The sequence below is a fragment of the Psychrobacter sp. H27 genome (assembly GCF_059072655.1).
Genome location: NZ_JCACRX010000001.1, coordinates 1,596,997 through 1,619,158, shown reverse-complemented (window position 1 = coordinate 1,619,158; position 22,162 = coordinate 1,596,997). Strand labels below are relative to the sequence as shown.

Genomic DNA, 22,162 nt, shown 5'->3' with positions numbered 1-22,162 from the left:
ATCGATGGCTATATTGGTTAAACGCTCATACCTGCTTACTATCTATCAGATATGAGCTATCAGGTATGAGCGACATATTGATCTACCATAATACAAACAGACTATAACTATTTTTATGATTGTACCCTCATTTGAGAGGCATAATACTTATCGGTAGATTACAAAGATTCAGGGCGACGCTCTAATACTTCGTCAACCAATCCGTATTCTTTTGCTTCATCAGCATCTAACCAATAATCACGTTCAACATCTTTTTCGATTTTTTCGATTGGCTGACCGGTACGCTCAGCTAAGATTTTATTTAGACGTGCACGAGTTTTGAGGATTTCACGAGCATTAATTTCGATATCAGTCGCTTGACCTTGCGCACCGCCTGATGGCTGGTGAATCATGACACGCGCATTAGCAAGTGAGTAGCGCTTGCCTTTTTGACCAGCGGCCAATAGGAATGAACCCATGCTGTAAGCACCGCCCATACAAATGGTCGATACTTCAGGTTTGATGAAGTTCATGGTATCAAAAATTGCTAGGCCTGCGCTTACTGAGCCGCCTGGTGAGTTGATATATAAATGGATATCTTTGTCAGGGTTTTCAGCTTCTAAGAATAGTAGCTGTGCGACGATAAGATTTGCCATATTGTCTTCGACCTGTCCGGTCAAAAAGATAACGCGCTCACGTAATAGACGTGAAAAAATATCAAACGAGCGTTCACCGCGTGAGGACTGCTCGACCACCATTGGTACTAAAGCGCTTTGAATGTTTTGCGCGCTTTGTACTTCATTGTGCGCACTCATGAGCATATCAAAATGTGGGTTAGCAGTGATGCGATCATAATCTGTCATAGAGAGGTCCTATCGATAAAAGTATAAAATAAAAATGGTTTGAGTAATTTTATTGTCTAGTAGGTTTTGAACTAATGGATAGTTTATAGGGGGTCTGTGCCCACTATTCAAGCCTATAAAAACGGTTTGTGCACAAAATAGAGGAAAAAATAACTATCCTCTGTTTTTATATTTTCTGTATGAACTAAAAAAGAACTTTTTGATAACAAATATGTGAATAAAGTCAGTAGTGGCTTAAGTGTTTTTTACAGCGTTTTTCACAATGTTTGACTCAAATGATTACTATAGTATTTCGCCTTGATACAGATATCCTGAGTCTCATGCCAGCCTACTTTTAACATAGAATACCTGATTAACAGCATGACAATCTACCTATCTTGCTAAGGCGCGTCTCTAATCCAAACTTTTATCACCATTTTTAAAATAGGGACACGCCCTAGTCAATTTTATGAGTGGGGAAATATCTTTATAGTTTTCCGTTCGACTTTGTAATTAAATATGCCTAGTGTGGCGTGAAGAATGAACAGGATATGCCCAAAGAATAGCAACCATGCATATGACATATCGGTCAATAGCTCTGTTGAAAAATGGTGCATATACTCATTAGAGCGCCATGGTTTGGTGCAAGTATAGCTAACTGTCCATGTATAACGAGTCCCAAAATCGGGTAAGAAAATAGCCAAACTGTTGTTGCTGTTTTCTTAAACGAATACAGGAAACAAAAACCAATGCAAAATCACGGTGTTGGATAGACAGACTGATTTTTACAGCACTAGGCCGATACAAGTTGGCACAATGCTTGTATAAATAGTAGTATTGATGGTTTTTTACGTTATGTGACCTAGTTTTTATGTTGACAGCACTCTAGTTGCAACTGCTAAATAATGATGGTTGTGTAAGACGCTAGATCATATTTGATGAGTATATAAGATGAGTTGGGCTTCCTCCTTAGCATTGAGTTTTGACGCTGTTAAACGTACGACTACCCAAGGCGCATCTATTGATAAGACGCGGCTGTATCACCGAAAGCACACAGGCGCGCTTATGGTACAGCGTGCGCTTTATCCTGAACCGAGTGTACAACAAGGTATTTGTCATATATTGATGCTATATCCACCAGCAGGTATTGCAGGCGGTGATACCCTGACGATAGACTTACGTTTAGATCAGGGCAGCCATGCTGTTATCACTACCCCAGGCGCCGGTAAATGGTACGGCAAGGATAGTAAATTGCCAGCTAATACCGTGACAGACGAGATGGCTACCTATGCCAGTCAGAATGTACAGGCCAAACTTGAAGCAGATACTCGTTTGGAGTGGCTGCCACAAGAGAGCATTATTTATAATGAAGCCAATATGCATGCGACGAGTCGCTTTGATTTAGCGGATTCATCTAGCTTGCTAACCTGGGAGATCAGCGTGTTTGGGCGACAAGCGTATGATGAACAGTTCCTACAAGGGCGTTATCATACTGGCTTACGCATTTACCGAGAAGGTAAAGTCGTCGTTGCTGAACGTGTAGATCAGTCTGCCCAAAGTCGTTGGTTTACCTCAAACTTGGGACTAGCGAGCCATCATATTTATGGGTCGTTTTGGGCAGTGCCAAGTTTGAGTGATGTCCATGATAATCCTACATTGTCTGCCTCTCAGCCAACGCAATCAGACGAGACTGCACAAGCAGCTACCAAACAAGCATTAACGCGCTATCTAGACCACACCATAGCAGCATTACGTCAAGTCATTGCTCAAGCTGAACTGCCCGTCTATTGCACTCATAATAGTCAAGCGGTTAATATCCGTTATATTGGCTCAGATGTGCGCGACTGTTTTGAAGCGTTTTATCAGCTCAGAGAGGCTTTACGTGAGCACTGGTGGCAGCTTGAGCGTTGTCGCCCGCGTATTTGGGACACCTAAGCTTGCATTTACTGTCACCAAAGTTGAAGAATACTGAAGCTAATTACTGAGGCTAATTACTGAGGCTAAGTGGTGCTAAGTCTGTTTTGGGCAGTATATAATGTTGGCCAAACTCTAGCCTGCTATAAATAATAATGACAAATATAACAAGGATCTGCCATGCATCTGACCCCAACAGAAAAAGACAAACTCATGCTGTTTACCGCAGGTATGGTGGCTGAGCGCCGCAAAAATCGCGGTGTTAAGCTGAACTATCCAGAAGCCATCGCTTATATCAGTATGCTACTGATGGAAGGGGCTCGAGATGGTAAGCGAGTTGCTGAATTGATGAGTGAAGGGGCAACCTATCTATCTGCCGATGACGTTATGGAAGGGGTGGCAGAGATGGTCGATGAGGTGCAAATCGAGGCGACATTCCCTGATGGTACCAAACTGGTCACCGTGCATCATCCCATCGTGTAGTTCTGTCTATCACTGTCTACCACCGAAATGATTACTCCAAAATAAGGCGGCTCCCATGCAAGCAGGTGAATACAATATAAAAGATGGCGATATTATCTTAAACCAAGGGCGACAGGTGCAGACCATCAGTGTCAGCAACACTGGGGATAGACCTATCCAAATTGGCTCGCATTATCATTTCTACGAGGTCAATGATGCGCTGAGTTTTGATAGAGAGTCGACCCGCGGATATCGCCTAAATATTATCTCTGGGACAGCAGTTCGTTTTGAGCCAGGACAATCGCGAGAAGTAGAATTGGTGGCCTACGCAGGCAAACAGGAAGTCTACGGTTTTGCGGGTCGCATCATGGGTAATGCACAGCCAAATGAAGAATCAGATACGTCTCATGACAAAGCACCAGTAACCACTTCGCAAAAGCGAGTAAGCCGGCAGATTTATGCTGAGCATTTCGGTCCGACCACTGGTGATAAAGTACGCCTTGCTGACACGGAGCTTTGGTTACAGGTTGAGGCGGACTTGACCAGTCACACAGATATGGATCAAACGCAGACGTCGCAAAGCGATGAGGGTATTAGCAAAACCACAGAGATCAAGGGTGAGGAAGTCAAGTTTGGCGGTGGTAAAGTCATCCGTGATGGTATGGGGCAAGGGCAGTTGTTAGGGGCAGAAGTTGCTGACACAGTGATTACCAACGCATTAGTTGTGGACTATACAGGCATTTATAAAGCCGATATCGGTATTAAAGATGGTCGTATCAGTGCTATTGGTAAAGCGGGCAATCCTGACATTCAGCCTGCCATCGATATCCCTATTGGCGGCGCGACTGAGATCATCGCTGGTGAAGGAAAGATTCTCACTGCAGGGGGCGTTGATAGTCATATTCATTTCATCGCGCCCCAGCAGTGTGAGACGGCGCTGATGTCGGGAGTGACCACGATGCTGGGCGGTGGTACAGGCCCTGCCCAAGGAACACTCGCTACCACCTGTACGCCAGGAGCATATCATATTGCCTCAATGCTAAAATCTACTGATAGTATCCCTATGAATATTGGGCTATTGGGTAAAGGCAATGTGAGTGTTCCCAAACCGATTGCTGAGCAAATCGAAGCAGGGGCGGTCGGACTGAAACTCCATGAGGATTGGGGTACGACGCCGCAAGCTATCGATAATTGTTTGAGCGTCGCTGATGATTATGATGTGCAGGTCGCCATCCATACCGATACGCTAAATGAGAGTGGCTATCTTGAGAGCACGCTAGGCGCATTTAAAAACCGCTGTATTCATACCTTTCATACCGAAGGTGCGGGCGGTGGTCATGCACCCGATATTCTAAAGGCGATTGGCGAGTCGCATGTGCTGCCATCCTCAACCAACCCAACGCGTCCATATACCGTCAACACCATTGATGAGCATCTCGATATGCTGATGGTTTGTCATCATTTAAGTCCTGCTATCGCAGAAGACGTGGCCTTTGCCGAAAGCCGTATTCGTCAAGAAACCATCGCGGCTGAAGACATCTTGCACGATTTGGGTGCGATTTCGATGATGAGTAGTGACTCGCAAGCGATGGGGCGGGTGGGCGAAGTGGTCATTCGTACGTGGCAAACGGCGCATAAAATGAAAGTTCAGCGCGGGCATCTTGCTCCAGATGCGACAGCAGAAACCGAGCACCAAAACCAGCGTATCACGCTGACAGACTACGACCAAAACGTGGACAATGATAACTTCCGTATCAAACGCTATATCGCAAAATACACAATCAATCCTGCGATCACGCATGGTATTAGCGATATGGTCGGCTCAATTGAGGTAGGTAAATGGGCAGATATGGTGCTATGGTCACCTAAATTTTTTGGGGTAAAGCCTGAGTGCATCATCAAAGGTGGTCTCATCGCTGCGGTGCCGATGGGTGATATTAATGCCTCTATTCCTACGCCTCAGCCCGTACATTATCGTCCTATGTTCGCGTCGTATCCAAAATCGGTTGCCCAAACCAGTATTACCTTTATGTCGCAAGCCGCCATCGATAAGCAGGTCGATAAACAGCTTGGATTGACCAAAGTCATTCAGCCTGTACATGGAATCCGTCAAATTCGTAAAAGCGATATGCGCTTTAACAGCTACTGCCCTGATATGGATATCAATCCTGAGACCTATGAGGTGCGCGCTGATGGTAAGACACTTACTTGTGAGCCAGCTGAGGTACTACCCATGGCGCAGCGCTACTTTTTATTTTAGGCCTTATGACGCACGTTTTTAGGATTTTTAAAAGAGCGAACCATAGACCATGTATGCCAATGGTTAGGGGGTGTTTTGAGTGTGATCTTGCCTTCATTGCCAACAATTTTACCATTCAAATTATAGACCGATAGTTTGAGCAACAGTAAACAGAGCCTTATATTTATGAAAATATTTAATACCCGTTTAAGCGCACCTAACGACACACAACAAGCGCAGCTAACAGCGCAGTATCAAGCGGATGATTACCTGCTACTGGACTTTGACACGCGCCAGCATACACGCTTTAGAGCAGTTACTGCAGCAGGCACAGCTGTTGGTATTGATCTGCCTCGTACAGGGGTGTTAAAAGGAAATGATGTGCTTAGTAATGCAGCAGGAGACTTGATACAAATCATCGCCAAACCGCAAGCAGTGACTAAAGTGACGGCCAACGATGATTTTTTACTCATGAAAGGCGCTTATCATTTGGGCAATCGTCATGTGCCGTTGATGTTTGAGCACAGTTTTGATCAGGATGATGCAGGCTATGCGCTGTATTTTGAAAACGATCATGTGCTGGCTCAAATGCTCGAAAACTTAGGGTTATATACTGAGTCCACGTCCGTACCGTTCGAGCCTGAGACAGGGGCCTATCAGACAGGACAAGGGCATGCACATAGCCATTCTCACGCGCACTCTCATTCGCATGCAAGCAGCCACTCTCATTCGAGTAGCGACTCACACAGTCATTCCCATAACCATGATGAGGCATCTGTAGGTCATTCACATGATGGTTAATACCAGCACGCAATCTACTCAATCCGTCCAACTGGGACAGCTATTGATGCTGGCATCAAGTAATTTGCCAATCGGGAGCTATACCTATTCGCAAGGTGTAGAGTCAGCGATTGAGTCAGGGGTTATCTCTGACGAAGCCAGTACACTTGCATTTATGCAGGACTATTTAGAGCTTGCAGTGATTGGCTACGAGCTACCACTATTAGGGCTAATAATGTGTGCGCTCGGTGGAGGACATGAGGCGCTGGCAAACGAGGTAGCACATGACTACCATGCCAGCCTCGAGAGTAAAGAGTTTGTGCTTGAGTCCCAACAGTTGGCACAGGCGATGGTATCTTGGCTTAATGAAGTTTTAAATCTGGGCGTACCTACAGAGCTACCTGAAGATGGCTTTTTGCCACTTTTCGCTCATATTGCTCAGCATTGGCAACTACCACTAGCGCAGTCAATGACTACCTATGGATTTGCGCAATTAGAGAATATGGTGCTCGCCGCTGTAAAGACCGTACCGCTAGGACAGATGGCAGGTCAACGTATTTTATGGCAATTACAAAACAATCTCGGCGTTCAAGTTGATGCGTTGAGCGGTGACGTAAAACAAGCCTTTGATGATGTAATCACGTCAGCAAACGCTACCCATGCTTTGGATATGAATGAAGATCAGGTTTGTCAAAAACTGTGTCAAGACCTCTATGAGAGCCTCAACATCTCTAACAACTTGCCCAATCTAGCTATCCTCTCGAGTATGCATGAGGAGCAATACAGCCGGTTATTCCGCTCATAATTTTACATTTGTTTCTATTTACAGTTATTCCTATATGAATCCTCTAAGGAGCTTACGATGTCTCTAACCCCAATAAAACCAAAAAATACTCAAGCCATACCCGACTCAGCTATTGATAGTGAGAGCTCACATCAGCCTGCTTTATCGTGTTTACGCCTTGGTATTGGCGGGCCAGTCGGCAGTGGTAAAACGGCTTTGACCTTGAGACTATGTCAAAACCTGCGTGATACGATCAATATGGCAGTTGTCACTAACGATATTTACACCAAAGAAGATTCACAGTTTTTAACCCGTAATAACGCCATGCCAGCTGAGCGTATCCGCGGCGTTGAGACAGGCGGCTGCCCGCACACAGCCATTCGCGAAGATGCGTCTATCAATCTGACCACCATTGCCGAGCTGCAGGCGACCTTTGACGGCTTGGAGATGATCATCATCGAGTCAGGTGGGGATAACTTGGCCGCGACTTTCAGCCCAGAACTGTCTGATTTGACCTTATATGTCATTGATGTCTCTGCAGGCGACAAGATACCGCGTAAAGGTGGCCCCGGTATTACCAAATCTGATCTACTGATTATCAATAAGACCGATCTTGCGCCTATGGTTGGTGCGTCGCTTGAGGTAATGGAGCGCGATGCCAAAAAAATGCGCGGTGACAAACCTTTTGTCTTTAGCAATATGAAAACAGGTGACGGTCTGGATGAGATTATTGCCTTTATCAAAGAGCACGGTATGCTTGCGTAGCTTAGGCATATCCTTAGTCCGAATCCTTCACCATCGAAAATACAACATGAATAAAAAGGAACAAACCACATGACACGATATACAAAAGAGCTTGATGTCAAAAATGCTAAATTTTCACAGAGGTTGTCTACTCGTAGTCTCGTAGTTGGTTCATCGACATTGGCAACGTTGTCTGTGGTGCCGTCGCTGGCACAAGCACACTCAGGGCATATTCATTCGACTGCTACGCAAGCGCCATCGTTCTTGGGTACGTTGCAAGCGGGACTGATGCATCCAGTGACTGGCCTTGATCATCTATTTTTGGCAGTAGGCATGGGCATGTTGTTTTATGGGTTACAAAAGCAGCGCTTAGGTATGATGTCATTGACGGCAGGGTTGTCGTTAGGTGCAGTATTAGGCACGGTTGGTGTCTTGATCGGTGGTATTGGGTTTGCAGCCTCATCTGGGCTGATCGAAGTCGCCATATCATTATCGGTAGTCGTGTTGGCGATGGTTTTGATGAGTCAAAAAAGCAGACAAGAAGCATTCTCTGCGCAGACCCATACAGCACGTACGCCAAACATCCAGCAGTTGTCACTGTTTGGCTTTGGTGGTCTAGCAGTCTTTCACGGGTTGGCACATGCGCTTGAAGTGCCAGCGAATGTTGGTGTGAGCGGTCAGCTGGGTTTTTATGCAGGGATGATGGTCACGATGCTAGCGCTATATGCAGTTGGTACGCTAGTTAGTCAACAGTTGCAGCAACGATTTAGCGATAGCTTATGGTTACAGCGCGGGGTAGTACTGCTAGGGTTGAGCGCCGTATTTGCGCCTGTTTTGGTATAAGGCGCGTTTTATAGTACAAGTACGATGCTTGTAGGTTCGATAGTTGCGACTAATTTCATCTAGTTAACGAATGCCACAAAAAATGCGCCCCCGATTAAAAGGTCGGGGGCGCATTTTAGTTTTGATAATAGACTACAGCATATCTAAAAAGACAGCTTGTCGTATCAATTACATTGCTTGCTGCTGTTGTTGCTGAGCGGCTAGCAAGTCTTGGTAGCTAACTTCTTTGTCAGTGACTTTACCTTGTTCGATCAAGTAATCTACTACTTGGTCTTCTAGTACTACAGACTCAATGTTAGCACGCTGCTGCTTGTCATTGGTGTAGTACTCGATAACTTCTGCTGGATCTTCGTAGTTTTCAGCGGCTTCTTTGATGAAGGTTTCAACACGCTCTTGATCTACTTCTAGACCTTTGGTATCGATAACACGGGCAACGATGATACCAAGACGGGCAGCACGTAGCGCTTGCTCTTCAAATAGCTCATTTGGTAGCATGTCTTTATCGAAGCTATCAGCATTCGCACCGAACTGCTGAGAAAAACGTTGCATCATCATGTTGCGTTGACGCTCGATTTCTTGCTCTAGCATCGCGTTTGGTACGTCAAATTCGTTCTTTTCTAACAATGCGTCAAAAGTCGCTTGCTTAACTTGGCTACGCGCAGCATTTTTGATTTCGCGTTCCATGTTTTTGCGTACGTCTTCTTTCAACTTCTCAACGCCGCCCTCGGTCACGCCAAATAGCTCTAGGAACTCTTCGTTAATTTCAGGTAGCTTAGATTTTTCAACCAGTTTTACATTGATTTTGAACTGAGCTTCTTTACCAGCTAGGTTCTCAGCTTGGTAGTCTTCTGGGAAAGTCACGTCGATAGTTTTTTCTTCGCCAGCTTTCATGCCTTTAATACCAGCTTCAAAACCTGGGATCATCTGGTTGCTACCGATAACCAATTTGAAGTCCTCGCTAGAGCCGCCTTCGAATTTTTCGCCGTCGATAGAGCCTTCAAAGTCAAAAGTCACTTGGTTGTCTTTTGCCGCCATGCCCTTTTTCTCAACGAATTCTTCACGTTGCTTTTGTAGGTTTTCGATCATGGTGTCAACGTCTTCTTCACTCACTTGTGCAGTGTGACGCTCAACTTCGATCTCATCGATACCTTGTACGTCTACTTCTGGGAAGATTTCAACAGTAGCTTGATATACCAAGAAATCGTCTTCAAGTTTTACGTCGTCGATGTTAGGCATGCCAACAGCGCGGATGTCTTCAGATTTGATCGCTTCAAATACAGTATCACGGATGACATCGTTGATAACTTCTTGTTGAATGCCAGCACCGTACTGAGAGCGGATGTGTGACATAGGGACGTTACCTTTACGGAAACCGTCAATCTTGGCAGTTTTCGCAACTTGGCGAATACGGCCTTCAACTTTGTTTTGAATTTTTTCAACGGGCACTTTAACCGTTAGCTGGGTTTCTTTATTAGATAGCTTGTTAGTTGTGACTTGTAAATCTGTAGCCATGTTAATTACACCTTTAGGATTAAGTAGTACGTTTGATTAATGAAATAGTACTTAGGGTTAAATTGTAATAGACAGACCGCGCCTCAAATTACGGGCATGTACGACGGGCTGCCGTTGGAATAAATAGGGGATAGTGATAAGTTCGCAACCTCAAAATCAGCACCAGTAGCCATCGCCGCTGATACTCATTAAGATAACGCTGTCCAAGTTGCAGACACTATCAAATATCAATCATAAACCGTTAATGCAGCGCATAATAACGCTTTTTGGTGAATTATACAGCCAAATAACGGCTTTCAACAAAATTTTAAAAGTAGAACAGTATAATCTATCTGTTTATTAAAGTAAAAATTATCTCTTTAACGCCATGTTTTCTTATGTTGCTGTTTTTATTAAGCACGCTTATCAAGTCAGTTGGGTAAGTTTAGGCCAGCTGTTTCAATAACTGCTGGATTGCCTGACCACGATGACTGATGCGGTTTTTGTCAGTAGCGCTGAGACTCGCGGCACTGGCTTGAAAGTCAGGTAACCAAAACAATGGATCATAGCCAAAGCCGCCGTCACCATGCAGCGTCTCCAAAATCTCGCCGTGCCATAGACCTTGAGCAATAATCGGCAGCGGGTCATCAGCATGACGTACCATGGCTAGCACACAAACAAACATGCCCTCAATTGGGGTATCAGGTTGGGCTGTGCGTAATGGCTGTAAGTCAGCGATGAGTTTGGCGTTATTCTTGGCATCATTACCGTGCTCACCTGCATAGCGAGCTGAATAGATGCCAGGGGCATTACCTAGTGCCGGCACACACAGTCCTGAGTCGTCAGCAATAGCAGGCAGTCCGCTGATACGGCTGGCGTGACGGGCTTTGATAATGGCGTTCTCTACAAAGCTCAGGCCATCCTCAACCGCATCGTCAATATCGAGCTGACCTTGCGGGACAATCGTTACGTTCAGATTGGCTTCAGCAAATAGTCGTTTAAATTCAGCCAATTTGCCTTTATTATTACTGGCGAGTACCCATTGGTCATCGGAGGTCGACTCAGTAGAAAGTAAAGAGGGGTCAGTGGTGCTCATATAGACATTCCGTTAGGTGAGTAGCGATGATTTGATCGACCTTGATAGCTATGTTGTGACTGTATTACGCTTGATAGCGTATGGCTATACGATGGTGGTGATTATCATTAAATGAATAACCAATTGCTATGCAAATTATGCGGGCTATAACATTTGGTAACTGATATTATTGGCTACTGTTGCTATAATGGTTTCTAAGCTACAGTGAATAAAATTTTATAGCTTGTGAACATTAAGTTAATAAAAGTCTATAGGGTTAGACACTTAGCCTTTAGACAAAGAATAATAGCAATAAGTAATAGCTAGATTAATTTTGGACTCATAATAATACGTGATACTGTGTTAAGCAATAACGTGTATTAAACGATCAAATTCATTTCAAACAATAAACTCAGCCAATTTAGCTCGATATTGTTTATGTCTTTAGTACGCATCTTCTTAGGGTAGTTCTGTTTTTAGGCTTGCCTATCGACAGAAATACTAACTTTGATGATATATTTCCGAGATATAAACAGTATGAGTGGCCAAATAAGCAAGGATAAAATAATTATGTCAAACATTACATTGCCAGACCTACCATATGCAAAAGACGCACTAGAGCCACATATCAGTGCCGAGACGCTAGAATACCATCATGATAAGCATCATGCTGCTTACGTAAATAAGCTAAAAGACTTGCTACCAGGTTCTGGTCTAGAAGACAAAACATTGCCAGAAATTATCAAGGCAGCTTCTGAAAGCGAAAGCACTCAAAACCTATTCAACCAAGCAGCTCAAGTATGGAACCACACGTTCTATTGGAACTGCATGACGCCAACAAACGGCGGCGGCGAACCTACTGGCGATTTAAAAGCAAAAATCGAAGAAGACTTCGGTAGCTATGACAAGTTCCGTGAAGAGTTCAAGAACGCAGCATTGACTCAGTTTGGTTCAGGTTGGGCATGGCTAGTGGCTGATAAAGTCGGTGGCAAATTGTCAATCGCCAAAACTGCCAACGCTGATACGCCACTTGCACATGACCAAGTCGCTGTACTGACTTGTGATGTATGGGAACACGCGTATTATGTAGATTACCGTAACCGTCGTCCTGACTATGTTGATACGTTCTTAGACAAGCTAGTGAACTGGGATTACGCAAACGCAAAATATAAAGGTCAAGATGCTGGCGTTGAAGCATAATCTTTAATAGCTAAGTATTTGATTTATAGAAAAGGACACCGAAAGGTGTCCTTTTTTTGTTTGATCACTTTCAGTAGAAAACGATATTACGCTATACCGCCGTTTGCACCGATATTTTGTCCTGTCACCCAAGCCGCTTCTTCGCTCACTAAAAATGACACTACGCGGGCGATATCGATTGGTTCACCGATACGATTAAATGGTGACATACCAGCGAGATTTTCGATAGTCTCGTCAGCTTTACCTTGATTGAATAGCTCAGTGTCAGTAGGGCCAGGAGAGACTGCGTTGACAGTGATGTTGCGCTCGCCAACTTCTTTAGAAAAGATTCTAGTTAGCTGCTCTACCGCACCTTTGGTTGCACAGTATGTGCCATAGGCAGGCAGCATCATGCGAGTGGTCGTGCTTGAAAGGTTAACGATACGACCGCCATTATTAAGTTTAGTCGCCGCCGCACGTAGCGTGTTAAACGTGCCTTTTACATTGATAGAAAATATACGGTCAAAGTCTTCATCAGTAGTTTCTGCAATGGGTTTATTAATCATTATACCTGCGCTATTGACCAAAATATCTGGTTTGCCAAATTCACTGATGGTGGTGTCGAACAGCGTAGCAACTTGCTGAGTATCACTAACATCAGCTTGCACAGCGATGGCTTCACCGCCTGCTGATTTAATCTGGCTCACGATATCATTCGCTGCTGCATCATCATTTGCGTAATTGATGACCGTTTTGGCACCTGCTTCTGCGAGCAGTATAGCGATCTGTGCGCCGATACCTTTTGATGAACCAGTTACAATCGCGACTTTATTTTTTAGGGTTGTCATTATTATTCTCTCTATTATTGTAGGTGAATATCAGTACGCTTATGTTGCATCTTGACTAATGTCTCTTGATTAGTAGGATATAAGTTACCAGTGTGCAAAACCGATAAGTAGAGCGATTCTGTAGGCTTGTTTTTAGATAAATGTATGAGCTGAGTTTCTATAGGTTTGAAAGATAAAAATTTTGAGTTGCTAAGGGTTTGGATGAAAAAAAGGACACGGTGAGGTGTCCTTTTTTTGGTTTATAGGTTATGGCTGCTGTCAGATTTTTACGGGTTTATTAGTCTCAATTTCTAGATTAGAAAGATAAGAAGGTATTACACAGTAGGCGTTAACAGGTAAAAACCAGAGTAATAATTAGACATTAAGTGAACTTCACCTTTTCGAGTATATGAGAAAGGTAATACTTCTCCATATTTAGTAGTTAAAATACCTGTGACTTTTATAATAAAATCTTTTTTAGGAGCTTCTTTTAGACTTATAGTTTGAGTAGCGAGGATATCTTCATTCAACTACCTTCCATCCGGTACCTCTATCCACAACCGACTCATCAAACACTCTCACAAATCCTTGTTTGACCAATTCAATACGCGACACTTCAGGTTCGCCATCCGTTTTGATAACAGGTGCTTCTATAGGCGTAATCGATTGCCATGGTGCCCCTTGTCCTATTTTATTAGCCAATACAAAACTAAAGAACGCCGTGTCACCTGCCATCATACGTAGGTCATCAACGACCAGCTGAATGTCTTTTTTGTTAGGCTCGGCAGCGTCATTAAGAATCGTTTGAGTTCGGTAGCCTGTCCAGTCACCTGAGAACCAATCAAGACGATCGGCATAAGGTCGGCTTTGCGCTGGCATGTTTGCGCGTAGCGTCTGCGCGTTGTCGTACTGCGTCAGGTAGCGATATTCAGGTAAGCGACTGTCTAAAACGCTACCGCGTACTTCAATCAATCTATTTTTATCGTCTTCAGCGACTGTACGCCACATAAGCACTGTCGGCAGGGCAGGCATGGTTTTGAGGCGCGTGGTATGGATATTAGCCGCTGCCAAAGTTTGCTTAGCTTGAGACTGTGCATGGTATTTTAATCCTAAGCTAAGCAGTAAGTAACTACTACTAAGCAGCAGCATCCATAGAGTAAAGCGTTGACAGTTGATTAGCAGTCCTGCTTTGAATACCGCAAGTTTGCTACCCTTAATAAGTCCCAGAAGTAGTGCTATAAACAATGGCAAGGTATATAGCGGATCAATGATGAACATTGACGCAATGCTAAAAGGTGTCAGCGATAAAGACTCCTGTAGCGGCCACAGTAATTGAGTGCCATAGACGGTAAAGCTGTCTAAAATCGGATGAGTCGTCAGCGCCAATGTCATGGCTAGCATTAAGCGAGCTTTGGAGTAGGGCAATGGCATATCGCGCCATTGATGGTAACGGCTAATTAGCCAAGCGCCCATGATACCCACTGCAGTCAGGACGATCAGTGAGTGGCTAAAACCGCGATGGTAAGTCATGTCACTGATGGGGTCAGGATAATGAACTAGCACATCCAAATCAGGTAGCGTGCCTAGCATAGCCCCGTATAGGTAGGCTTTTCGACCTTGGTATTTTCCCAGTATCGCACCTTGTACACTAGCACCTAAGACAATCTGACTGAGTGAGTCCATAGTTATCTACTTGTTGATTATCGAATAAGGATTGTGCGTTATATCAGTGCGTTTATCAGCACATTTTTATTTAGAGAACCACAAAGTGATGCGTCATCAACGCTTCACGCAGCATCGCAATATTGTAATAAGCATGCGCCTTGACCGTGTTTTGAAAGAAGATATAAAGTGTATCAAAATGCTGACGCTGATTGGCAATCGCTTGTGCCCAGCCCTGCATCTCAGCTTCGCTATAACGATAATCATGACGGTCAGCTGCGCTCATCGCATCCCACCAGCCCGTATTATTGCCATGCATACGCAGATAGCCAGTGCGCTCAGTGAATATCAATCGTGATGGTGGCAACCCACCGACTTTTGGATAGTCGACGCTGCACCAAATGAGACCTTGCTGCTGGAAACTATCGACCACTTGTGGTGTGTGCCAGCCGTTATGGCGGAACTCGATAGCAAGTGGATAATCTTTAAACCAACTGACAAGCTCTGCCAGATAGAGGCGATGCGTGCGGGTACGATCAAAACCGTGTGGGAACTGGAGTAATAACGGTGCTAACGCATCCGCTTCGATAAGCGGTGATAGAGCGTTTAGAAATGCTTGTGCGTGTTCGGCAGTGCCTTTGCGAGCGTGGGTAAAGTCTTGATGCAATTTTACAGAAAATTTTAACTGACTGTCGGCTTGGGCGTAGGCTTTATCAACCATCCCCGCAAAGGCTTTTTGCCCGATGGGTGCATAGAATGTGCTGTTTACCTCTACCGCGCCGTACTGCTTGGCGTATTCACGTAGGAAATCTGTCTTTTTGGTGCCTTTTGGATATAGCGTACCGAGTAAATCAGTATCGCTATAGCCACCAGTGCCAAGATAGATACGCGGGGTAGGGGGACTGTCCATGTTGACCACTCACTGCCGTTTTGGGTAATAAAATGTACTACGATATCTGCTTTCGACTGCTATTCGACAAGCTACTTTTTACGCGACCAGAGCCATTCAATCAACGCCAGTAGAGCATCATTGTTTTTGCCAATGTTGTCTTTGTTACCGCCAAGCTCACGACTGATTGCTGCGCGTCCGTCATTAAAAAGAGATTGCGCGTAGCTGGTCGCATTATCGACACCCATCAGTTTTACATAGGTAGACTTGTCCAGCTTTTCATCGCTACCTGCCGGTTTGCCAAGTGTGTCTGTCGTCATGGTGACGTCCAACACATCATCTTGGACTTGAAAGGCAAGCCCGATGTGTTGTGCGCACTCTTGCAGTGCCATGCGCTGCGGGGCTGTTGCACCAGCACAAACGCCGCCCATAAGCATAGCTGCCTCGATCAACGCCCCTGTCTTGTCGCGGTGAATGGCTTCTAAATCGTCCTGCGCGATACTGGTACTGGCTTCGGCATTAAGATCTAGCATTTGACCCGACACCATGCGCCGTGCGCGCGGAGCAAAAATTGCCAATAGCTGGCTTGCAATGTCCGCATTGAATGGCGCAAAGGTTGGCAGCTCTGCAGTGAGTACTTCAAATGCTAGCGTCTGCAGCACATCTCCTGCCAGCAGCGCCGTCGCTTCATCAAAAGCAATATGAGCCGTTGGTTGGCCGCGGCGTAGCTCATCATCATCCATACAGGGCAGATCATCATGTACTAGCGAGTAGGTATGCAGTAGCTCGACAGCCAGTGCAGCACGGCGCGACATATCATAGTCTGAGTCGTTCTCGAGTAATGAGTCCAGATCAGCATTGAGCATATCGACATCATTGCGCTCGTCTGTACGTTCATTATTACTGCTGTTGATACTGGCAAAAGCACTGGCAACCATGAGCGGTCTTACCAGTTTGCCTTGTCCAGTCATCACATAGCGGCAAGCATCTACCAGTGGACTAGGAAGCCTGGCATAAGCAAACAACACCTCGATGTCTTGCGCCAATTGTTCGCGCACAGCACCATGAAACTGCTCAGTGCTTTGAAAAGAGATAAAGTCAAAAGAGGTGATATCAGAAGAAGTAGTGCCAGAAGTAAGGGAAACAGTCATAATCCAACCATTTATTAGGAGTACAGTAGAGACTTATCAGAGATAAGGTAAAAACAGTATTAGTGTAGCATGATAGGTTATACGGCTTTTGTGAGACACCGTATCAATTGATTGTTTTTTGCATTTTTTTATCACGATTCTCACAGTGGGTGTAGATCCCAAAATAAGACATGCTGAGCTGAAATACAACGACAAGATTTTGTTACGTATGGATGGTGTCACTCACTGGTTGAATATGCTTTGATAAAGGTACAATCTAAGTAAGTCATATTTGTTGAGCACAGCAACGGTTTATCATCCTTGTGGTGGTAGACAGCATAGGCAAGCCAGATAAATTAATACCAAAACAGTAACTCAGTATACAGTCATACACTAAAACACTTTGCGCATAAGGTAAATGCCTACAGGTGATTTAAGAGTGACTTGCGAGTATGGTATTAGCTTGTGACAGCTAGGGGCATAATCCCCTACACTAATTGACGTGAAAATGGTCCGATAGTGATCGTATTGAGTTTTGCTCAGTGTGGTCGATCATCTGTATTGGAGCATGTCTCAGTCAGTATTTTAATATCAGTGGTTGTAACATATAAATGAAGCGCCGTGTGGTGAGGTACAAGCGTCAACACAAGTATCCCATCATGAGCGCTGGATAATAAAGACATCTTCACTCGTGCGTAAGCTATGTGTTTATCTCTAAGACGTAGCATGCGTGGAGTGCTATTACCCATTTTACTAACAATAACTGGCTATTTATTTAATTCAAAACGTAGCTTTCGTTATATAGAAAGGAGTTTCAAATGGTATACCAAGGAAATCGCATCACGGTGACAATGCTAGAGGATGGCATCGCCAACATGCAGTACAACGCCGAAAATGAGAGCGTGAACAAGTTTGATGCTGAGACCAACAAGCAGTTTGGTGAAGCCGTTAGCGCGTTAGAAAAAGCTGACGACGTAAAAGGTCTTATTGTAACTTCAGCCAAAGGTGTGTTTATCGCTGGTGCTGATATCACAGAATTTGTCGGTTCTTTCAAAAAATCAGAAAGCGAGATCAAAGATTGGGTCGTTCATGTCAATGACGCTTTCAACCGTTTTGAAGACCTACCATTCCCGAAAGTTGCTGCCATCAATGGCGCTGCGATGGGCGGTGGTTGTGAGATGACATTGGTCTGTGAATACCGCGTCATGAGCGACAAAGCAATCATCGGTCTACCAGAAACTCAACTTGGTATTTTCCCAGGATTTGGTGGTACAGTTCGTAGTACACGTGTGATCGGTATCGACAATGCGCTTGAGCTTATCGCTACTGGTAGCCCAAAAAAACCACTTGCTGCTCTTAAACTTGGCTTAGTTGATGCAACCGTACCTGCTGATGACTTACAAGATGCTGCAATTGACCTAGTCAAAAAATGTATCTCAGGTGAGCTTGATTGGAAAGCAAAACGTGAAGAAAAACTAGCTCCAGTTAAGCTAAACCAGCTTGAGCAAGCCATGGCGTTCAACAGTGCCAAAGGTGCTATTTTTGCTAAAGCCAACCCTAAACAATACCCAGCGCCAGCGCTAGCAATCGAAGCGATTGAGAAGCACGTCAATCTACCACGTGACAAGGCAATCGAAGTAGAAGCGGCTGGTTTTGCTAAAGCGGCTAAAACCCCACAAGCAGAGAGCTTGGTTGGTCTATTCTTAAATGATCAATTGGTTAAAAAGCTAGCGAAACAACACAGCAAACAAGCACATGAAATCAATGAAGCAGCCGTACTAGGTGCTGGCATCATGGGCGGCGGTATCGCGTATCAAGCAGCCAGCAAAGGCCTGCCAATCATCATGAAAGATATCAAGTCTGAGCAATTAGACCTTGGTATGGGCGAAGCCAGCAAACTGCTTGGCAAAATGGTTGAACGTAAGAAAATGACCCCAGCGAAAATGGGTGAAACGTTGAGCCGTATTCGTCCTACTTTGAACTATGGTGACTTTTCTGAGACTGATATCGTAATCGAAGCGGTCGTAGAAAATCCAAACGTAAAACGTGCGGTACTAAAAGAAGTAGAAGGCCTGGTAAAAGACGATTGCATCCTAGCGTCAAACACCTCGACGATCTCTATTACTTATCTAGCAGAAGCGCTTGAGCGTCCAGAAAACTTCGTGGGTATGCATTTCTTTAACCCAGTACATCGTATGCCACTGGTAGAAGTTATCCGCGGTGAGAAATCATCTGAAGAAGCCGTGGCGACTACCGTTGCACTAGCCTCTAAAATGGGTAAAGTCCCTGTTGTAGTCAATGACTGCCCAGGTTTCCTTGTGAACCGTGTCTTGTTCCCATACTTTGGCGCGTTTGACTTACTACTCAAGCAAGGTGCTGATTTTGCTCATGTCGATAAAGTCATGGAAAAATTCGGTTGGCCAATGGGCCCTGCATACCTAATCGACGTCGTCGGTCTAGATACAGGTGTACATGGCGCAGCAGTAATGGCTGATGGTTTCCCTGATCGTATGAAGCCTGACTACAAAGGTGCCATCCAGCATCTATATGAGAATGAGCGTCTGGGTCAGAAAAACGGCATTGGTTTCTATAAGTATGAAACTGACAAGCGCGGTAAGCCAAAGAAAGTTGCTGACGAAGCTACTTACGAGTTACTCAAAACCACGACTGACAGCGACAAGCAAGAATTTGATGATCAAGCGATCATCGACCGTACTATGATTGCGTTTTGCAACGAAACGGTTCGCTGCCTAGAAGACAACATCGTAAGCACGCCTGCCGAGGCCGACATGGCAATGATTATGGGCGTCGGTTTCCCACCATTCCGCGGTGGCCCTTGCCGTTATGTTGACCAAATGGGTCTAGATAACTATTTAGCACTGTGTGAAAAGTATGCACACCTTGGCAAAGCCTATGAAGCGCCGCAAAAGATTCGCGATATGGCAGCAGCTGGCGAGACTTTTTACTCGGTCGCTTAATGAACATACCGTATTAGGATAAGTGTGGTACGTCTGGCAAAAGAGAGATAACAATGGATTTATTAATACTCTTTGATTGCGGACGTACTGTTTTAGTAGATTTACTTCAGAACTGATGGATGGGATTAATCGTCGACGTACATAGCATACGGTGCTTTGTGCAAGACCAGTAAACCATAGCGCTGAAGTGGACTGCCTACACTGACAATAAAAATTGAAAAGGAAGATAGTATGACAACTTTAAGTCCAAAAGATGTGGTCATCGTAGATGGCGTACGCTCGGCAATGGGCAAAACCAAAAACGGTATGTTCCGCCATGTACGTGCTGACAGCATTTCAGCTGAACTGGTACGTGCTTTGGTAGAACGTAATGACTTTGATACCAATGACATCGAAGATATTATCTGGGGCTGTGTTAACCAGACTCTAGAGCAAGGTTTAAATATCGGTCGTAACATCGGTCTGCTAGCTGGTATTCCAAAAACTGCTGGTGGACAAACGGTCAACCGTCTATGTGGCTCTTCTATGCAAGCGCTACATACTGCTGCTGCGCAAATCATGACCAACCAAGGTGATGTATTCATCATCGGCGGCGTCGAGCACATGGGCCACGTAGGCATGATGCACGGCGTTGATTTAAACCCAGCTGCCTCTAAGCACTATGCAAAAGCCTCAAACATGATGGGCTTGACCGCTGAGATGCTAGGCCGTATGAATGGCATTACACGTGAAGAGCAGGACGCTTTTGGTCTTGAGTCACATCGCCGTGCATGGGCTGCGACTACTGAAGGTCGTTTTGACAATGAAATCATCGGCATTGAAGGTCATGATGCGGCTGGTCGCTTGCAATTATGTACTGTGGATGAAGTGATTCGTCCAGATGCGACGATGGAGCAAATGCGCAACCTACGTCCAGCGTTTGATCCAAAAGGCGGTACGGTTACAGCAGCAACGTCATCTGCATTGTCTGATGGTGCGTCAGCCATGCTAGTCATGAGCGCACAAAAAGCCAAAGATCTTGGTCTAAAACCGCGTGCTCGTATTCGTAGTATGGCCGTTGCTGGTTGTGATGCGGCTATCATGGGCTATGGTCCTGTACCTGCTACCAACAAAGCACTAAAGCGTGCTGGTATGAGCATCGATGACATGCAAACCATCGAGCTAAACGAAGCATTTGCAGCTCAGGGTCTGTCTGTATTGAAAGGACTGAACCTGTCTGACAAGCAAGACATCGTTAACATCAACGGTGGTGCAATCGCTCTAGGTCATCCACTAGGATGTTCAGGTGCTCGTATCACCGTAACTCTGCTAAACGCAATGGAGCAGTCAGATACTGAAATCGGTCTAGCGACGATGTGTATCGGTCTTGGTCAAGGTATTGCTACTGTTATTGAGCGCGTTTAATCTAGTCTATATAAATAAGATTACCTGAACACGCAAAAACAGCTACTTTCTAATAAATAAAACCCCCAGTCATTATGGCTGGGGGTTTTTTATGGCATAAATAAACGAGGCACATGCCCAAAAACAAAACATGTGGTGCGTTTGCAAATTATCTCCATTGACGCATCCAAAAAACTGTGACTAAATAAGAGTGAGATAAACCATGGCACTATTAATGATAATTCTAAAATAGCTTTTGATAATAACTGTCAGCCGTACAAGGAGTGTACTATGTCTACCATGATTAATGATCGCACCTATCGAATCGCTCGTGAGAACACCCAGGCAATGATTATTGATGTACAAGAGCGCCTAACACCGCATATCTATGACCACGAAAACATCGTCAAAAAAACCGTTACTCTAATCAAAGGGCTGCAAGCACTCAATATCCCAATTATGCTGAACGAACAATACAAAAAGGGATTGGGGGATACCTTGCCAGAGTTACGCGACGTGCTTGAAGGTGATAATGCCAAGAGCTTCGAAAAAGCTACCTTTAGCGCTTGTGATAACAATGACACATGGCATCATTTGGCGCAGCAGAACCGTAGTACCGTGCTGCTATTTGGTGCTGAAGCGCATGTCTGTATTATGCAGACAGCATTAGATTTATTAGACAACGGCATGCAACCTGTCATTATTGGCGATGCGGTTGGCTCTCGTTTCCCTTACGATAAAAAACAAGCGATTCGCCGTATCCGCCGTGCGGGTGGAGTGATCAGTACTGTTGAGTCGATATTGTTTGAGCTGTGTCGTAGTAGTGAAGATCCTGCGTTCAAAACCATTATTAATTTGATAAAGTAGACAGTCATATAATAGGGTGCTCAGTCATTTAACTGAAACATTTATAAGAGATAGCGCTTGATAACATCAGCGCTATCTTGCTGTTAGCAACATC

Annotated in this window: 19 protein-coding genes; 11 read left to right on the top strand and 8 right to left on the bottom strand. The window is 44.8% G+C overall.

Annotated elements, in window-relative coordinates; translation table 11 throughout:
* Window positions 1–158: 158 nt before the first annotated feature.
* Window positions 159–794, bottom strand: a complete 636-nt coding sequence (gene clpP / locus AC5JPY_RS06490) for an ATP-dependent Clp endopeptidase proteolytic subunit ClpP (protein ID WP_319051071.1) — start codon at window positions 792–794, stop codon at window positions 159–161.
* Between the two features lie 978 nt (window positions 795–1,772).
* Here clpP and AC5JPY_RS06485 point away from each other — a divergent pair.
* From AC5JPY_RS06485 to AC5JPY_RS06455, 7 genes are all read left to right on the top strand, one after another.
* A complete protein-coding gene (locus AC5JPY_RS06485; RefSeq protein ID WP_443527024.1) occupies window positions 1,773–2,756 on the top strand; it encodes an urease accessory protein UreD in 984 nt (327 codons plus the stop codon).
* A gap of 159 nt (window positions 2,757–2,915) precedes the next feature.
* On the top strand, window positions 2,916–3,218 hold the full coding sequence (ureA, locus tag AC5JPY_RS06480) for an urease subunit gamma (RefSeq protein ID WP_443527023.1): 303 nt from the start codon (window positions 2,916–2,918) through the stop codon (window positions 3,216–3,218).
* 55 nt (window positions 3,219–3,273) lie between these two features.
* Window positions 3,274–5,457: an urease subunit alpha gene (gene ureC / locus AC5JPY_RS06475; protein WP_443527022.1), complete on the top strand. Its 2,184-nt coding sequence runs from the start codon at window positions 3,274–3,276 to the stop codon at window positions 5,455–5,457.
* A 165-nt stretch (window positions 5,458–5,622) separates the two neighbouring features.
* Window positions 5,623–6,237, top strand: coding sequence for an urease accessory protein UreE (gene ureE / locus AC5JPY_RS06470; protein ID WP_319051045.1), 615 nt, complete (start codon window positions 5,623–5,625; stop codon window positions 6,235–6,237).
* Window positions 6,227–7,021 carry an urease accessory protein UreF gene (locus AC5JPY_RS06465; protein WP_443527021.1) on the top strand — a complete coding sequence of 265 codons (795 nt, stop codon included), beginning with the start codon at window positions 6,227–6,229 and terminating at the stop codon, window positions 7,019–7,021. The genes ureE and AC5JPY_RS06465 overlap by 11 nt, the downstream gene beginning before the upstream one ends.
* Before the next feature lie 57 nt (window positions 7,022–7,078).
* A complete protein-coding gene (gene ureG / locus AC5JPY_RS06460) occupies window positions 7,079–7,765 on the top strand; it encodes an urease accessory protein UreG (RefSeq protein ID WP_493844213.1) in 687 nt (228 codons plus the stop codon).
* 69 nt (window positions 7,766–7,834) lie between these two features.
* Entirely contained in the window at window positions 7,835–8,587 is a 753-nt protein-coding gene (locus tag AC5JPY_RS06455) for a HupE/UreJ family protein (RefSeq protein WP_493852314.1), read from the top strand.
* Between the two features lie 168 nt (window positions 8,588–8,755).
* Here the strand turns inward: AC5JPY_RS06455 and tig are convergent, their stop codons facing one another.
* Window positions 8,756–10,099, bottom strand: coding sequence for a trigger factor (gene tig / locus AC5JPY_RS06450; protein WP_319051041.1), 1,344 nt, complete (start codon window positions 10,097–10,099; stop codon window positions 8,756–8,758).
* A 424-nt stretch (window positions 10,100–10,523) separates the two neighbouring features.
* Entirely contained in the window at window positions 10,524–11,174 is a 651-nt protein-coding gene (rdgB, locus tag AC5JPY_RS06445; protein ID WP_443527018.1) for an RdgB/HAM1 family non-canonical purine NTP pyrophosphatase, read from the bottom strand.
* A gap of 549 nt (window positions 11,175–11,723) precedes the next feature.
* Here rdgB and sodB point away from each other — a divergent pair.
* Window positions 11,724–12,353 (top strand): superoxide dismutase SodB, encoded by a 630-nt coding sequence (gene sodB, locus AC5JPY_RS06440; RefSeq protein ID WP_319051038.1) that lies wholly within the window; start codon window positions 11,724–11,726, stop codon window positions 12,351–12,353.
* An 86-nt stretch (window positions 12,354–12,439) separates the two neighbouring features.
* Here the strand turns inward: sodB and AC5JPY_RS06435 are convergent, their stop codons facing one another.
* From AC5JPY_RS06435 to AC5JPY_RS06415, 5 genes are all read right to left on the bottom strand, one after another.
* Complete coding sequence (locus AC5JPY_RS06435; protein WP_443527017.1) at window positions 12,440–13,180, bottom strand: SDR family oxidoreductase; 741 nt, start codon at window positions 13,178–13,180, stop codon at window positions 12,440–12,442.
* Between the two features lie 314 nt (window positions 13,181–13,494).
* Window positions 13,495–13,689, bottom strand: a complete 195-nt coding sequence (locus tag AC5JPY_RS06430) for a hypothetical protein (protein ID WP_443527016.1) — start codon at window positions 13,687–13,689, stop codon at window positions 13,495–13,497.
* Window positions 13,682–14,842 (bottom strand): metal-dependent hydrolase, encoded by a 1,161-nt coding sequence (locus tag AC5JPY_RS06425; RefSeq protein ID WP_443527015.1) that lies wholly within the window; start codon window positions 14,840–14,842, stop codon window positions 13,682–13,684. The genes AC5JPY_RS06430 and AC5JPY_RS06425 overlap by 8 nt, the downstream gene beginning before the upstream one ends.
* 70 nt (window positions 14,843–14,912) lie before the next feature.
* Window positions 14,913–15,731 carry a DUF72 domain-containing protein gene (locus AC5JPY_RS06420; protein ID WP_443527014.1) on the bottom strand — a complete coding sequence of 273 codons (819 nt, stop codon included), beginning with the start codon at window positions 15,729–15,731 and terminating at the stop codon, window positions 14,913–14,915.
* 71 nt (window positions 15,732–15,802) lie between these two features.
* On the bottom strand, window positions 15,803–16,861 hold the full coding sequence (locus AC5JPY_RS06415; RefSeq protein WP_443527013.1) for a polyprenyl synthetase family protein: 1,059 nt from the start codon (window positions 16,859–16,861) through the stop codon (window positions 15,803–15,805).
* A gap of 797 nt (window positions 16,862–17,658) precedes the next feature.
* Here AC5JPY_RS06415 and fadB point away from each other — a divergent pair.
* The 3 genes from fadB to AC5JPY_RS06400 all read left to right on the top strand — a co-directional run bounded on the left by fadB (window position 17,659) and on the right by AC5JPY_RS06400 (window position 22,068).
* Window positions 17,659–19,818: a fatty acid oxidation complex subunit alpha FadB gene (fadB, locus tag AC5JPY_RS06410; RefSeq protein WP_443527012.1), complete on the top strand. Its 2,160-nt coding sequence runs from the start codon at window positions 17,659–17,661 to the stop codon at window positions 19,816–19,818.
* A gap of 231 nt (window positions 19,819–20,049) precedes the next feature.
* A complete protein-coding gene (gene fadA / locus AC5JPY_RS06405) occupies window positions 20,050–21,222 on the top strand; it encodes an acetyl-CoA C-acyltransferase FadA (protein ID WP_443527011.1) in 1,173 nt (390 codons plus the stop codon).
* Window positions 21,223–21,492: 270 nt separating this feature from the next.
* Window positions 21,493–22,068 (top strand): isochorismatase family protein, encoded by a 576-nt coding sequence (locus AC5JPY_RS06400; RefSeq protein ID WP_443527010.1) that lies wholly within the window; start codon window positions 21,493–21,495, stop codon window positions 22,066–22,068.
* Window positions 22,069–22,162 lie beyond the last annotated feature (94 nt).

What these genes read in the sequence shown, in the direction of transcription:
- AC5JPY_RS06415 (WP_443527013.1), bottom strand. Translation starts at nt 16,861, where the DNA reads ATGACTGTTTCCCTTACTTCTGGCACTACTTCTTCTGATATCACCTCT.
- ureG (WP_493844213.1), top strand. Translation starts at nt 7,079, where the DNA reads ATGTCTCTAACCCCAATAAAACCAAAAAATACTCAAGCCATACCCGAC.
- AC5JPY_RS06435 (WP_443527017.1), bottom strand. Translation starts at nt 13,180, where the DNA reads ATGACAACCCTAAAAAATAAAGTCGCGATTGTAACTGGTTCATCAAAA.
- AC5JPY_RS06420 (WP_443527014.1), bottom strand. Translation starts at nt 15,731, where the DNA reads ATGGACAGTCCCCCTACCCCGCGTATCTATCTTGGCACTGGTGGCTAT.
- rdgB (WP_443527018.1), bottom strand. Translation starts at nt 11,174, where the DNA reads ATGAGCACCACTGACCCCTCTTTACTTTCTACTGAGTCGACCTCCGAT.
- AC5JPY_RS06400 (WP_443527010.1), top strand. Translation starts at nt 21,493, where the DNA reads ATGTCTACCATGATTAATGATCGCACCTATCGAATCGCTCGTGAGAAC.
- tig (WP_319051041.1), bottom strand. Translation starts at nt 10,099, where the DNA reads ATGGCTACAGATTTACAAGTCACAACTAACAAGCTATCTAATAAAGAA.
- clpP (WP_319051071.1), bottom strand. Translation starts at nt 794, where the DNA reads ATGAGTGCGCACAATGAAGTACAAAGCGCGCAAAACATTCAAAGCGCT.
- AC5JPY_RS06425 (WP_443527015.1), bottom strand. Translation starts at nt 14,842, where the DNA reads ATGGACTCACTCAGTCAGATTGTCTTAGGTGCTAGTGTACAAGGTGCG.
- ureE (WP_319051045.1), top strand. Translation starts at nt 5,623, where the DNA reads ATGAAAATATTTAATACCCGTTTAAGCGCACCTAACGACACACAACAA.
- sodB (WP_319051038.1), top strand. Translation starts at nt 11,724, where the DNA reads ATGTCAAACATTACATTGCCAGACCTACCATATGCAAAAGACGCACTA.
- fadB (WP_443527012.1), top strand. Translation starts at nt 17,659, where the DNA reads ATGGTATACCAAGGAAATCGCATCACGGTGACAATGCTAGAGGATGGC.
- fadA (WP_443527011.1), top strand. Translation starts at nt 20,050, where the DNA reads ATGACAACTTTAAGTCCAAAAGATGTGGTCATCGTAGATGGCGTACGC.
- AC5JPY_RS06465 (WP_443527021.1), top strand. Translation starts at nt 6,227, where the DNA reads ATGATGGTTAATACCAGCACGCAATCTACTCAATCCGTCCAACTGGGA.
- AC5JPY_RS06455 (WP_493852314.1), top strand. Translation starts at nt 7,835, where the DNA reads ATGACACGATATACAAAAGAGCTTGATGTCAAAAATGCTAAATTTTCA.
- AC5JPY_RS06485 (WP_443527024.1), top strand. Translation starts at nt 1,773, where the DNA reads ATGAGTTGGGCTTCCTCCTTAGCATTGAGTTTTGACGCTGTTAAACGT.
- ureC (WP_443527022.1), top strand. Translation starts at nt 3,274, where the DNA reads ATGCAAGCAGGTGAATACAATATAAAAGATGGCGATATTATCTTAAAC.
- ureA (WP_443527023.1), top strand. Translation starts at nt 2,916, where the DNA reads ATGCATCTGACCCCAACAGAAAAAGACAAACTCATGCTGTTTACCGCA.